Annotated in this window: 9 protein-coding genes; all 9 read left to right on the forward strand. The window is 44.0% G+C overall.

Going from position 1 to position 14,989, the window contains the following annotated elements:
- Positions 1-149 precede the first annotated feature (149 nt).
- The 9 genes from NYE54_RS05780 (at position 150) to NYE54_RS05820 (ending at position 14,977) form a co-directional block, all read left to right on the forward strand.
- On the forward strand, positions 150-854 hold the full coding sequence (locus tag NYE54_RS05780) for an ABC transporter ATP-binding protein (RefSeq protein ID WP_339270709.1): 705 nt from the start codon (positions 150-152) through the stop codon (positions 852-854).
- Positions 854-3,181 carry an FtsX-like permease family protein gene (locus tag NYE54_RS05785; RefSeq protein ID WP_339270711.1) on the forward strand — a complete coding sequence of 776 codons (2,328 nt, stop codon included), beginning with the start codon at positions 854-856 and terminating at the stop codon, positions 3,179-3,181. Before NYE54_RS05780 ends, NYE54_RS05785 begins: the two co-directional genes overlap by 1 nt.
- 629 nt (positions 3,182-3,810) lie before the next feature.
- Positions 3,811-5,316: a dienelactone hydrolase gene (locus tag NYE54_RS05790; protein WP_339270712.1), complete on the forward strand. Its 1,506-nt coding sequence runs from the start codon at positions 3,811-3,813 to the stop codon at positions 5,314-5,316.
- Positions 5,317-5,804: 488 nt separating this feature from the next.
- Positions 5,805-8,018, forward strand: a complete 2,214-nt coding sequence (locus NYE54_RS05795) for an ABC transporter transmembrane domain-containing protein (RefSeq protein WP_339270714.1) — start codon at positions 5,805-5,807, stop codon at positions 8,016-8,018.
- Positions 8,019-8,025: 7 nt separating this feature from the next.
- Positions 8,026-8,556, forward strand: a complete 531-nt coding sequence (locus NYE54_RS05800; RefSeq protein ID WP_339270716.1) for a DUF1854 domain-containing protein — start codon at positions 8,026-8,028, stop codon at positions 8,554-8,556.
- Positions 8,557-8,567: 11 nt separating this feature from the next.
- Positions 8,568-10,796 (forward strand): ABC transporter ATP-binding protein, encoded by a 2,229-nt coding sequence (locus NYE54_RS05805; protein ID WP_339270718.1) that lies wholly within the window; start codon positions 8,568-8,570, stop codon positions 10,794-10,796.
- A gap of 307 nt (positions 10,797-11,103) precedes the next feature.
- Entirely contained in the window at positions 11,104-12,435 is a 1,332-nt protein-coding gene (locus NYE54_RS05810) for an extracellular solute-binding protein (RefSeq protein WP_339270719.1), read from the forward strand.
- A gap of 317 nt (positions 12,436-12,752) precedes the next feature.
- A complete protein-coding gene (locus NYE54_RS05815) occupies positions 12,753-13,574 on the forward strand; it encodes a response regulator transcription factor (RefSeq protein ID WP_251035621.1) in 822 nt (273 codons plus the stop codon).
- Between the two features lie 134 nt (positions 13,575-13,708).
- Positions 13,709-14,977 (forward strand): HAMP domain-containing sensor histidine kinase, encoded by a 1,269-nt coding sequence (locus tag NYE54_RS05820; protein WP_339270723.1) that lies wholly within the window; start codon positions 13,709-13,711, stop codon positions 14,975-14,977.
- The last annotated feature ends 12 nt before the right edge of the window (positions 14,978-14,989 follow it).

The following is a 14,989-nucleotide window of genomic DNA, read 5'->3' on the forward strand; positions in this document are numbered from 1 at the left end:
ATTCCCTTAGCCAGTCGCTAAAGGGAAATCCTTCTTGAGGCTGATGATGGAATACATCGCGTGTCGGGTGTCTCTTGTACCGTAAGGTGTAATGATAAGATTAAACGCATCAAGGCCAACTGAAAATCCAATACGGGGAGATGTAAGAAGTGACAACGTTAATCGAATTCAAAAACGTAACCAAGGCCTATTCAATCGGCGAGGTGACGATTCAAGCCCTTGCGGGCGTTGACTTCTCCATATTAGAGGGGGAATTCGTCGTGATTCTAGGGGCCAGCGGGGCGGGGAAAAGCACGATTTTGAACATTCTCGGCGGGATGGATACCGCTACCTCGGGACAAGTGTTTGTTGGAGATCAAGAGATTACAGGATGGAGCGAGAAGAGATTAACCGAATATCGAGGCGAGAAGGTTGGCTTTGTATTTCAATTCTATAACCTGATTCCGAATTTGAATGCGCTGGAGAACGTGGAATTTGCAACAGAGGTATGTAAGGACCATCTGGACGCCCGTGATATTTTACATAAGGTTGGACTAACGGATCGTTTGAAGAACTTCCCTTCCCAGCTCTCTGGCGGTGAACAGCAAAGAGTTGCGATCGCAAGAGCGGTTGCCAAGAATCCCGCGCTTCTGCTCTGCGACGAACCCACCGGTGCTCTGGATTATGTGACAGGAAAATCGGTATTAAAGCTTCTTCAAGATTTGAACAAGGAAACGAAGACATCCGTCGTACTGGTCACCCATAACTCGGCCATCGCGCCGATGGCGGATAAAGTGATCCGCGTCAAGAGCGGGAAGATCGAGAGCATCACGATCAATGAGCACAAACAAAGCATTGAAGGGATCGAGTGGTGATGAAGATTTTATCGTTGAAATTATTAAGGGACATGAAACAGTCGGTAGGACAATTCATAGCCATTGTTTTGGTTATCGCGGTGGGAGCTTTTTTCTACACGGGGCTGGTTACCTTGAGCGACAATCTTAGCGCCTATACGAAGGGGTATTTTCAAGAACATAATCTAAGCGATTTGAACGTCTATTACGGTGAAATTTCCGCAGAGGATGTTGCGGATTTACGGAGCATTGAAGGCATTCATCATATTGAAGGGCGTTATACCGTCCAGGCCGAACAGGCTTTTGAAGATGATAAAGCTACATTAACGGTGCATTCGATCCCCGTACCGAATGCAATCAACACGTCCAGGATGATGGAGGGCAGGATGCCAGAAGAGCCTAATGAGATCCTGTTGGACTCCCACTATGCCGAGGCGCATCATTACCGTATCGGTGATTCCATCCGCATACGTGTGAATGACAAGGATATGACGTTCACGATCAGCGGCTTGAACGAGAATGTGGAGCATGCCAAGAAGAACGAAACCCAGGACCATCAAGTTTATGGAATCGCTTATATCCCCGAAGAGACCATTCCTGAAATCACAGGCGGCATGTTTTACAATGAGGTCATGATTGATGCCCAGGATGGTTACGATATTGACCAGTTAGGCCAAGCCATTGAGGCACATTCCCAGTCGCTCCCTTATGTAAGTCAGGTTAGTAAAGAGCGGACCTTCAACTATTCCCAGACCCAGCAAACGATTCATAATAATAAGCTGATGAGCAGGGTGATCCCGATCGTGCTCTTTTTGATTGAAGCGGTGATCCTGTTTCTGATCATGTCAAGGGTTATCGATTCTCAGCGAAATCAAGTGGGCATTATGAAGGCATTAGGGGTGAAAAAAAGAAGCATCATGCTGCATTACATGGGCTACCCTGTGCTGGCGAGTGTCATCGGCTCCATCCTGGGCTTTGCCATAGCCGCCGCCCTGTTCATTCCACTCATTACAACGTCGATTGGAAGATCCTACTCCTTGCCTGACCTGACGTTCACCCTTTCGTTCTTTACACTCCTACCTCCAATGATCTGCTCCAGTGCGTTTGGCATGCTGTCCTGCTATTTAAGTGGCAGAGCGATATTGCAAGAACGTGCTGCCCAGGCGATGCGTCCGAAACCGCCGAAGAAAATGAAGAAGCTGCTCATCGAGAACATTCCGGGGATGTGGAGTCGGCTGCCTTACAGCTACAAGATCATTCTAAGAAATATCTTCTTAAATAAACAAAAAGCATTCGCGAGCTCCGTTGGCGTTGTGGTCAGTACGGTTTTGTTGATCAGCGCTTTTGGCACGCAGACGGCCCTACTCAAAGTAGCTAGCCAGATTGAAGAGGTAAATACGTATGATTTACGAGTCGATTATTCGATGGGATCGTTCCCGGATCAGGCAGCACTGCCCTCCGGCATTGCAGACCATTATGGGTTGTCCACCTACCCGGTGGAATTCATCCAAGGGGAAAACAAAGAAAACGCTGCGCTCGTGGTTACGGAGCAGGATAATGAGTTGATTCGCTTTTATGATGAAAAAGGCAATCGGCTATCGTTAGAGGAACATGGCGTGCTGGTACCGAAATCTTACGCGGATCAGTATCATATTGCTGAAGGGGATACGATTCAGATTCAATTTACGGCACCGGAGTTTAACCAAACCATCGTCGATATGAGGGTTCTGGATATATCCACACAGTATTCGAATCCGTCGTTCTACAGCACACCAAGCTATATAAAGAGTTTGGGGATCGACTACGATCCTTCTTCGCTGTTAGTGAGCGTACATAGCGCTGCAGATCTGGCGGACGTTCGCAGCTTCTTTGAACAAGATCCACAGGTAGATGCCATTGCGGACAAGAATGATCTCAAGAAATCAGCGCAATATATGCTGAAGCAAAACAGCTTTATCTTCATCATGTTTATCGTCTGCGCCGTCATTCTGTCCTTCGGCGCCATCTATACGATCTCTTCCATCAACATTTACGAAAGGAATCGTGAGCTTGCCACCCTGAAAGTCTTAGGCTATCCCAAACGTAAAATCAATCGGTTGATCTTCTCTGAGAACATGCTATTAACCGCTTTTGCGGTCATTGTCGCTCTGCCGATCAGCGGTTATGTCTATTCCATCATCATCAATGCGCTATCGAGTACCCATCAGCAAATCCCGGATCAATTAAACCTAGTGATCCTGCTGGCATCTGTTGTGCTGGCGTTCTTCCTGACCCTTCTCTCCAACCTCATGCTTCGGAAAAAAGTGACGCGGATTCATATGATAGAGTCGTTGAAGGGTGTGGAGTGAGGTTTTTTTCATAAGGAGGACCAAGTACCCTATGACTTCCAAAAATATCGGAAGCAAGGTATAAAATCAGGGGATTGGTAGAGCGTCAGCATTTATTGAGAGAAAGCGCCATGCCTTTTTTCATGAGGCGTGGCGCTTTAATAACTTTTTAGCAGCGATAAGTTTGAAATATGACATTCTCAATAATCATCGCTTTAGGGCCTGTACGCAAACCTATTTCAGCCATATCCTTAATGCCGTTCTTTATACGTATCCTTGTCTTCGTGGATGCCTCTGCAATTCGTCGAACGCATTCAAAACTGTCGATTGACAAGGAAGCAGTTCCATTGGGACCCGCGCCTGGCGCGGGTTATTTTAATGTCGACTAAAGAATGTCTTATCGTCGTTAATTAACGAAACTCGATGGCTCAATGAAGACATTTAAAGGCAGCGAACTTTTTCTTAGAACGCATAGTGTAGGTGTTTTAAATAAAAAGTGCAGGATTTATCCTTGGATGATCCGGGCCTTGCGCGCATCATCGTGCAAGCTTACAAGCGTGTAAGTTAATTGTCATCTAAATCAATGGTACCAACCTGGCTGCTCCTCTAAAATACTCCCTAGATAGGATTATTTTTAAGGGGGAGTTGGCGTGAGGTTTTTTGAAATGCTGCTATTCTTTTCGAGTGCGTGTTTGTTGGCATTCCAGTTCATAGTCAATCAGCGTATCCGAAGACCAGCTTTGCTCCTGACAAGCGGAGCAGGCTCCATTTTTTTAGTGATCCATTTGCTTGTCGAAGGATACAGGGTTCAGCTATTATTTTTATACGGATTTACGCTCCTGATGCTTATTCTTTCACTGATAGACGCTTTCAAAACACCGGCAGTCGTTCAGACTGCTTCGCGAATCCGTAGGGTGCTGGGCCGCCTTTTTATCGGGTTTGGGTTAATCGCAACGGGATGCTTCCTCTATGTGTTTCCCGTATTCAACTTTCCGGAGCCAACTGGCGAGCTGAAGGTAAGTACACAAGTCTTTCATTTCATTGATTCAAGCCGGGAGGAGACATTTGGCACAACCACGACAGGCAAGAGGGAATTGATGGTTCAGGTATGGTATCCGGCCCAAGCTGGCTCCAGCAAGTATGCTCCCTTTATTCCCGATACCCGGATTTTACGTTATATGGCTGCGAACTATGGCCTTCCCGGGTTTACTTTTCAACACTTGAAGTACGTATCCAGTCATGCTTATTCGGGGGCCGAAGTCTCTCCAGCACAGACTTCATACCCGCTGATCCTTGCGAATCCCGGCTTCGGCTCTTCCAGGTTCCTCCATACGTCGCAAGCCGAAAATCTCGCGAGTCACGGATATATCGTGGCCGTGATCGACCACACCTTCAATACATTTGCAACAGAGTTTCCAGACGGTCGAATCACGACCAGCACAACCAACGACTTATTTTCGCCCGACCACGATTATCGGACCGAAAGCGGAAATCGCGACAAATTGGGAAAAGTTTTAACAGATGATGTGGGTTTTGCGCTGGACCAGTTTGAGCTTATCCAATCGGGGCAGATTCCAAGTCGTTTTAAAGGGAAGATTGATCTCAAGCATGTCGGGGTGTTTGGTCATTCCATCGGCGGAGCGACGGCCTATGACGCTTCTTACGATCCGCGAATCACGGCTGGAATAGACTTGGACGGAGGGCTTTACCGACTGCGTGACAGAGAGGGTCTGCAAAAGCCGTTTTTATTCATCCACTCGGAAAGCGAATTTGAACAATTAAAAATGGTGAGGGATAACCGAGTTTACACGGATGCAGAGCTTGACCGTATGGGCTCAACAAGAGAGTGGATGGATCAAGTAACGGAAGATAAAAAGCTGGAGCTTAAACGGATGCGCGAAACGGTCGGTGAAGGGGGACAAGTCCTTTATATTGAAAATACGGAGCATTTGAATTTTACCGATGTCCAGTTCATTTCACCTATTTTCAAAATACTGGGCATCACAGGGAAAATTGCACCTGAAAGAGCGAGCTCCGTTATTAATGCCTATATGCTGGATTTCTTCGACATGTATCTGAAAAATCAAGGTGGAAACTTAATGAAAGGACCGGATAGCCGCTTTCCCGAGATGAAGTTCGCAACCCCGCTATTATAAATTATGGAACAAGCTGCCGATTTCGACATGCTCCCTTATTAAGTAAACAGGTTTAAATAAACCGTTTCTTAAAGGGGAGTTTGACCAAGATTCATGCCGTGGTCGATGCACTGGGAAATCCGCTACGCTTCGAATTAACAGCTGGACAGGCACACGTTTTTTGTGGCGTGCAGTGAGATCCGAAGACTTGGAAGGACAGGGCCAGTATATTTTGGAAGGGTATATTATGCTGGTGGGAAACGCTATGGTCGATTGGTCGATTTTGCTTGCGAACCTGTGGAGTCACTGGTTGAAGCCCCGGTTGGGAGCGGAACGGTGTACAATGCAAATAAAGGAGTATCCTGGTACGAGCTTTGGCTGGATGAGAACCTAAGAACACACACTATCTTCACATCTTAGTTGATAATATATTTACAAGGGATAAATACCTTTTTGACTTCTAATTCAAGGATTACTTCTATACATTGCAATGATGAAAGGGGGAGCCCATGATCAAGAGCTTACCGCATGAAGTGAGTGTCGCGATACAACCTCATGAACCCTATAACGTTATCTACTGGATGTTATGTGATCGGAGCATAGATGGCGAAGGCTACGCACACACCTACATAATTCTAAGCAAGGAAAAGTTGCTTGTTGTATCTTACCCAGGAGATACAGCGAATGTAGAGTCCATTGATATCGACAATATTGAAACCGTATTCACCGTCAATTTAATCGCCTCCGGTATCATTGTTCTACAAGAGGATGAGGAGCGGGTCATAGGAGCATTTACGAATGGACAGATGGGGAGCGCTGCCAAGTTTGTCTCGATCTTTACTAAGATTAAGCAGAAAGAAGACATTAGCGATGAAGAGGTTGTAGATCGCCAGGAGAACATCACTTGTCCGAAATGTGGAATGAGATATCCCGAAGAAGGCAGGCCAATTTGCCCGAAATGTATGAAGAAGCATGCCATATTCTCTAGGCTGCTTAGATTTGCTGGACAGTATAAACTTCTGATGTTTTTCATTGTTCTATTTATGCTGCTCAATTCGGCTACAGGTCTTGCCATACCCTATCTGCAAGGTACGGTGTTGTTCGACCAAGCACTTGGGAATACCGGAGACTTCGCTGGACGAATTGGTCTCGTGATCCTTCTCATTTTCGTTTTTCGGACGATTTCCTTATTGTTCGGGATCCTATTTAGCACGATAAATGCCAGATTGGCGGCGAATGTAGTATTTGATTTGAAGGCAAGCGTGTTCGCTGCGATGCAGCGGTTATCGCTTAGTTTTTTTCAGAAAAAACAAACCGGTCAGCTTATGACAAGGGTTAGCAATGATGCGCAAGAACTGCAGTATTTTTTCGTAGATGGCATTTCTTACTTTATCGTCAATGCCATGAATATCATCGGTATTACAACCATTATGTTGATTATGGACTGGAAACTCACATTGATCTGCTACATCCCGATTCCATTTGTCTTGCTGCTGATACGATGGGTGTTCCCTAAGCTATGGCGGTTGTCCTGGCGGAGACATCGACGTGTGAGCATGCTCAACGCCATGATCAGTGATACGATACAGGGTACGCGAGTTGTGAAAGCATTCGGGAAAGAACGTCAAGAGCTTGAGCGTTTCCAGAGAGCGAATTCATCCTACTCAGACTCGGAACAGTCCTTTAACCTGATGAGCAGTACAATCTTCCCGATATTAACGATCCTTACTCAATTTGGGGGCATCTTAATCTGGGCTTTTGGTGGTTGGAGGGTGATGCAGGGTAGTCTCTCGTTCGGTGAAATCATGACTTTTATAAGTTATATTTACATGCTGTATGGTCCACTACAGTTTATGAATAACATTGTCAATTGGTGGTCCAGTTGTATGAGTGCGGCGCAGCGCATTTTTGAAATACAGGATGCCGTCTCCGATGTTGTAGAAAAGGAGGATGCGATTCCTATAGAGCGCTTGAATGGCGATATTCGCCTTTCCCATGTCACCTTCGGTTATGAACCGAACAAGCTGATACTGAAAGATGTGTCAATGCATGCAAAACCAGGCCAGATGATCGGTGTCGTGGGACGCTCGGGTGCCGGTAAATCCACACTCGTGAATCTGATTTCTCGCCTATATGATGTTACAGATGGTGAAATCGTGATAGACGGAGTTAACGTAAAAGATTTCCAAATCGACACGATGCGCAAAAACATCGGGATTGTGTCGCAAGAGCTATATGTGTTTATGGGAACAATCGCCGAGAATATTGCTTACGCTGATCCTGAATGCTCGCTGGATGACATCATTAACGCTGCTCGAATTGCGAATGCGCATGATTTCATTGAAAAGCTGCCCGATGGTTATGACACGATCGTTGGTACTGGAGGTCATATTCTGTCTGGTGGAGAGAAGCAAAGAATATCCATCGCACGGGCGGTTCTGCATAATCCCCAAATTTTAATCCTGGATGAAGCAACGGCATCACTGGATACGGAGACGGAACTTCAAATACAAGAAGCGCTTGAAACGTTAATCCGAGGTAGAACAACGATAGCGATCGCACATCGGTTGTCTACATTAAGAAATGCGGATTACTTACTGGTTATGGATGGAGGCAAGGTTGTTGAAGAAGGGACACATGAACAATTAATGATGATAAAAGGCGTATACCATGGCTTAGTACAAAAGCATGATGAAGCGCTGAGCATGAGAAGGGTGGGTTAATCTTTTAATGCAAATCACGGAACCTAATCAATCCGATTTGTCTGTCTCAGCGAGTATGAATTATTTAACGGCTGATAACACAGTGTTTACGAAAACGGAAGGCCAAATGCTTATGGTTCAAGTGAATGATGAGAAATATCCGGCGGTATATTTGCACTGCTCTTTCCCACACACCAATAGAAGAGAATATATATCGGTTCGCACAGGTGAGAATAAAGAAATTGGCATCATCAAGTCTTTGGATGAAGATTTTCCGAAGGATACCGTTAGCCTGCTTGAGGAGCAAATAAAAATGAGATATTTTGCTCCTGAGATCACGAAACTGATCAGAATTAAAGAAGAATTCGGGTACTCCTACTGGGAGACGGAAACCGTGTCCGGGAGTGTTCGGTTTACGGTTCGTAGCGGCGGAGGGAATGTGAAGCTCGTAACCGATCGCAAGCTGTTAATTATCGATGTGGATGGGAACCGATTCGTCATCGAGGATATCAAGCATTTAAGCGAGAAGGAATATCGACTGGTAGAAATGTATATATAGGGGAGGCTGCGATGAACCTTCAATTTAAGCTATCAGAGCAAGATCTTCTAGCTGTTCAGCAAGCCTTAGGAGAAAATATTACGTATTGCGTCCCCGTAGATTTATCGTTTGACAGCCGTAGGACGGATGGTTATTTTGTGATTGGGGAGACCAAGTGGGTCCACGTAGACAATGGGACAGTTACCGAAACCTGTGCAATTCATGAGGCACATGATTATAAGGTTGTTCCTTTAATCGGAAATGTGATCATGGAGGCGACGCATATGAAGACCCCGAGGATCATCATCCGGTGCACGATGCAGCATGCGGCAAGGCTCTCTTACATTGCTCAAATTCTGAATTACATGGCTTCGAACAGTAAGATCCGGATATACAACAATGAGAGCGAGAATGTATGTTCACAATGCGGCGGCTACCTTGTTAAAGGTACTAGGTTATGTCCGAAGTGTATGAATAAAGGAGCTGCCTTTAAGAAACTCTGGGATGTTTCGAAGTCACATTGGAAAATATTGATCACGGCACTCGCCGTTCTATTAATCATGTCGGCTGTTACGCTAACAGGCCCTTATTTTCAAAAAATACTTGTGAACTCGGCTTTGCAGCCGCCAGACGGCGTAAACCCAAGTACGCGGATATTTCTAATGGCTCTCGCTGGAATTGCATTTGGTTTAGTAGCAGGAGAGTTGTTAGGGGTATTAAGGGGTAGGATTATGGCCCGTGTAAGTTCAAGAATTGCAGCGGATCTGCGTAATCTTGTCTTTGAGAAGATTCAAAGCTTGTCGCTTGGATTCTTAACCTCGCAGCGTGCTGGCGATATCATGAACCGAATTAATTCTGATACAGATCGCATCCGGAATTTGATTCAAGAAGTATTTTCGATGGCTATTTATCAAATCATCATGCTGGCCGCTGTGAGTTTCCTGCTATTTCACACAGACTGGCAGCTTGCCCTTATTATTATTTTGCCGGCGCCGATCGTTGTTTATATTCAATATTTTGTTTGGAAAGTCGTGCTTAAAAAGCTCTTTCGCAAACAGTGGCGGGTTCATGATAAAGCCAATTCATTCCTGCATGATGTGCTGAGCGGGATTCGAGTGGTTAAAGCATTTGGTAAAGAGGAGCGGGAGATTAAGCGGTTCAGAGCATATCACCGGGAGTATGCCTTAGCTACAATCCGGAGTGAAAAAGTATACAGTTATTTATCGCCCATTTCCCATTACTTGATCCAGATTGGACAATATTTTGTATTGCTAGTAGGCTGTAATATGATTCTGGGCGGGAGGCTGTCCCTTGGTGAATTAGTTCAGTTTACTGGTTACGCAGCCATGATCTATGGTCCGCTTGGATGGTTAATGAATATGCCTAGATGGATCGCTAACGCCCTCATTTCTGTAGAGCGTGTATTCTCGGTCATTGATGAACAGCCGGAGATCACCGACACGGAGAAGTCCACGAAGCACAAGATTGATGGGACGATAAGTTTTAAGAATGTTACCTTCGGATACCAATCCTATGAACCCGTGCTCAAGTCCATCGATGTTGATATCAAGAAGGGGGAAATGATAGGACTCGTTGGTCACTCGGGATCAGGAAAGTCTACGTTTATCAATCTCATCTCCCGCTTCTATGATGTCAATGAAGGAACGATAAGCATCGACGGTGTGGATATTAGAGATATCAAGCAGGAAGATTTACGTTCTCAAATCGGGGTTGTGCTGCAGGAGACATTTTTGTTCAGTGGAACGATAATGAATAATATCAAGTATTCAAAACCAGAGGCAACGATGGAAGAAGTGATACAGGCTGCAAAAATTGCCAATGCACATCATTTTATTAGCCAGTTCCCAGACGGTTATGATACCAAACTGGAGGAGAACGGAAATAATATTTCAGGTGGTGAAAGACAGCGGCTTGCCATTGCTAGAGCCGTGTTGAACAATCCTAGAATTCTAATATTGGATGAAGCAACGGCTTCGCTAGACATCGAGACAGAATCGGAAATCCAAGAAGCGCTGCAGCGTGTCACCAAGAACCGGACAACAATTGCGATAGCACATCGATTGGCCACATTGAAAAATGCGGATCGACTTCTTGTACTGAATAAAGGAGTTATTGCAGAAATCGGGACCCATGAAGAATTGATCGAGAAGCAAGGAATATATTACAAGCTGGTAACTGCGCAGCGAAACATGTCTAAGACCCAAACCGAACGGGTATTGGAGCCCACCTTACATACTTGATGCATTCGGATAATGAAAGCCGGAGGATAGCGGCCTTGATCCCAAATGATAGAACCTATCCCGACCTTTGTCGGGATGGTTTTTTTATCCAAAGGGGGAGTCCGGTCATAAACGCTTGAAATATTCACACGAAACACACATGATAATCACTGGATATTCACACCGGATTATGAATTTTTTGATACATTATATCTAATCCATTCATCTGACATATCCAAAGGAGGGGAACGCGTCACTAAAAGTATATTCTGTACGATTTAGTGTAAGGGCTTACATGGCGAGTCTACAATTCGAATGGGGGCATATTATGAAAAAGTTCAAAAAACTACGGTTTATGTTACTTATTTCTACGTTCCTTGTTTCAATCTTACTCTCTGCATGCGTAAGTCCAAACAGTGATGAAGTCAAATCAGATGAGAATAAGACAGAAGATGTAACCGATTCAGGTGAGCAAGTGACGATAAAATTTATGACACCTTGGGGTGCGGAAGAAGTTAAAAGCCGACTCTCGGATGCACTGGAGGCAAAATACCCGAATATTAAAATTGAACATATCGGTGCATTTGCATCTGCTGAGAAAATCCAGGAAGCCAATGCCGCGAATAATTCACCAGATATTATGCTCGTAACCGACCCGTTCGTGACATTAGATGAGTTAGAAATGACCTATCCTTTGGATAGTTTAATTGCTGAAAGTAATCTGGATTTGACTAAATTCCGTGATGGCGCAATTGATGCAATTCGGTTACGTGATCCCGAGCAGCAGGGAAGATTACTTGGTTTACCTTTTGAAGACGTCGTCGTGAATCTATTCTATAACAAAGATATTTTCGATAAGATGGGTATTGAATACCCAAGTGAAACACCAACATGGGATGAAGTTCTCGAAAAGGCAGCGAAGATTGCAGGGAAGCATGGTGACAGCACATACGTTGGTTTAGCTACACGTGGTCTATCCCAATCGTTGCTTCAGTTATCCGCGCCTGGTACGAATCCGGAAACAGGAGAAATCATGTTCGAGAAAGATCCTGCTTTCGCAAAATATTTTAATCTAATCCAACGTGTTGTGAGTATCCCGGACAATGTTCCCGCAGAATCGGAGAAAGATAATTTTGGATTTGATAAAGGGAATGTTGCAATGATCCTATCCTTTGTAAATAGCGCCAACTTATATGCTCATACAGAGGGGCTGAACTTTGGCATGTCCGCGTACCCAAGCTGGAGTGAACTTCCGGGTATATTGCCAAACAACGTACCGCTTACACTGGCTATTAACCCGAACAGCGAACACATTAAAGAAGCATTTCAAGTGTTAGAATTCGCAGTTTCCGATGAGAACCAGAAGAATTTATCCATTGGCGGAGCTCCACCAGTCGTTAAGGACCCCGAAATACGACGATATATGGCAGGAGAAGATAATGTGGGTGTATACAACATTGATGCTGCCTATAAAGGAGAAGCGGCTAAACCGGTCTATTCACCTTTTGGCCCCGATATTTTCTATTACGAAGCCAACATTATTGATGACAAGACCGCAGAGTTTATTAAATTGAAGGGCAAAGAAGATGTCAATACCTTCTTACGCAAAATGGTTGAAGAATATGATGCGATATTGAAAGAGAAAGAAAGTAAGAAATAGAGGCAGGTACAATTATGTTAATTAAGGAGAAACCTATCCCGACCTTTGTCGGGATGGGTTTTTTTATCCAAAGGAGGCATTCCAATTAAATCAGCGAGGCGAGAATCAACGATTTACATGGTACGTAAAAAAGGAATTGAGACCTGCATGGCAAATAGTTAATTCTAGGAAGCGTTCTCAGGAGAAATATGCTTAACAAATTTCCAAATGCACGTGTCATAGCAACATACGGATAAGGAGGAAATGGAATGTATCATTTGCAGCAAAGGGGGCAGCTTTACGAATTACGGACGTAAACTTGAAGTAAGAACAAAAAATTGGCAACAGCACCGCTCGCTCTTAATCCGATTTTCAGAGATCATTTGAAAATTGAAAAGCCGATTTGGCATAAAGATACTGCTAGCAGCGAAGAGGCTATTGGGAGGAAGAAATATAGCATGAACATTCTAATCGTTGAAGATGATGAATCAATTTGCAATATATTACAATCATATCTGGTGAATGAAGGTTGGACGGTATATACCTCGGAAGAAGGTAATGATGCCCTGCAAAAAATTCATAACTTTAAAATTGATTTATTAATTCTGGATTTGATGATTCATGGCATACCAGGGGAAGAAGTTTGTCGGAAAGTGAGAGGGTCTTCCAGCATGCCGATCATAATGATCACATCCAAGGCTCGTGAAATCGATACGATTAATGGTCTTAATCTAGGTGCGGATGACTATATTACGAAGCCTTTCCGCATGAAAGAGGTCATCGCTCGAATTCGAGCTCTGGAGCGAAGAATGAAGATGCTCTCTATAAATAGCCGAACTGTGATGCGATTTAACAAAGGAAGACTTCAAATAAACTTTGAATCGAAGGAAGTATACGTAAACGGTAAACTCGTGAATTTAACGGTTACAGAGTTCAAGCTGTTAAGTGTTTTGCTCAAAAAACCAAATAAGTTATATAGTCGACAAGATTTATCTTATGAAGTTCAAGGTTATCGAGATATTGGTGATGGGAGAACGACAGATACGCATATAAAAAATATCCGCAAAAAAATTGAAGAAGATCATAAAAATCCAGTTTATATTGTAACTAAAATTGGTGCGGGGTATAAATTTACGTTCCATCCGGATGAAGAGTACTAATGGAATTGTGGAATAGATTACGCCAGACCCATTGCATTCTGTTTATCTCCCTTATTTTGACATCTTTGATCTTTTTGTTAGCGACCTATTTCTTATCCCGTCTTTCATTTGATCGTTCAATAGAGGTTTATAAGATGAAGTTTGTAGAGGATCAAACGCAGAAAATTGCCTTTACTTTGCGCACTCATCTAGAACCGGGCAAGCTATCGATCGAGAAGATGGACTGGCTTAAACAAGCAGTTAATGTATATTCGATGAGTATACGTTACTATGCTCCGGGCCATGAAGAAGTGCTGTATGATTCAGGGCTGGAAAGTCAGCAATATGGTCGGCCCTTCACGGCGAGCAGTCCGATTTATGTCGATGGCCAGTTAATCGGAATTTTGGACGCTACGGTTGATTTGGATAATGATTTCAACCTTCCTTCCGCATCGTTTTTTTCGTTTGCTTTATTTGGAGGTAGCGGTGGTATTACCATCATCTTATTATGCCTTATGGTAGTTATTTGTTATCTTCTTGCCAGGCGATTGTCGAAGCCGCTTCGTTTAAGCAGCCTTCAGGCGAAACGTATTGCTGGGGGACATAGGGATACTTTAATTTCCGAAACGGGAACGTTGGAGCTGAATCAGCTAATTACTTCTATGAATAAGCTTGTTGTAGATTTGAATAACCAAGAACACTGGCGGGAGCAATCGATGCAAGATTTAACACATGAACTTCGTACTCCGCTAACCTCTATGCTATCCAGAATGGAGGCGCTTATTGATGGTATTTATCCAGCGAATGAAGAGAATTTAAATCGTATTTACGCCGAAATTGATCGGCTATGCCGCCTTGTGGATGATGTGGAAAAATTGTCTGAAGCAGAGGGAGCTAAATTCCAGCTTGATATTGAATTAATCGATATACGAAATCTGGTGAGGGATGTTTACGAGAATTTAATCTTCTTAGCTAAAGCCAAAGATATAAATTTTACTCTGCATACCATCTATACCCCTTGTCACGTGGAAGTAGATCCTGACCGTTTCGTTCAAATTATGACGAATATTATTTCCAATGCGATCAAGTATACGGCAATTGGAGGGAGCATCGATGTGGGAATCACGATTGATCACAAAGAAATGGTTACTATTTATTGTAGAGATAACGGCATAGGGATATCGGAGCAAGATTTGCCGCTTGTTTTCAACCGCTTTTATCGGGCAGATAAAGCACGTACTAGAAATACCGGTGGAATCGGGGTTGGATTAAGTATTGCTAAAGCACTGATTGAAGCTCATGGGGGAACTGTTCAAGCAGAAAGTAAGATAGGTGAGGGTTCGATGTTTCGAATTGATATTCCGTTAGTCCGAACGCCCAAAAACGAGTTGCTGGCGAACTCATATTCGCCATATAAGTTGTGACGGAGGTTTTAC

It is taken from the genome of Paenibacillus sp. FSL K6-1330, assembly GCF_037976825.1.
Lineage (GTDB): Bacteria > Bacillota > Bacilli > Paenibacillales > Paenibacillaceae > Paenibacillus_AQ.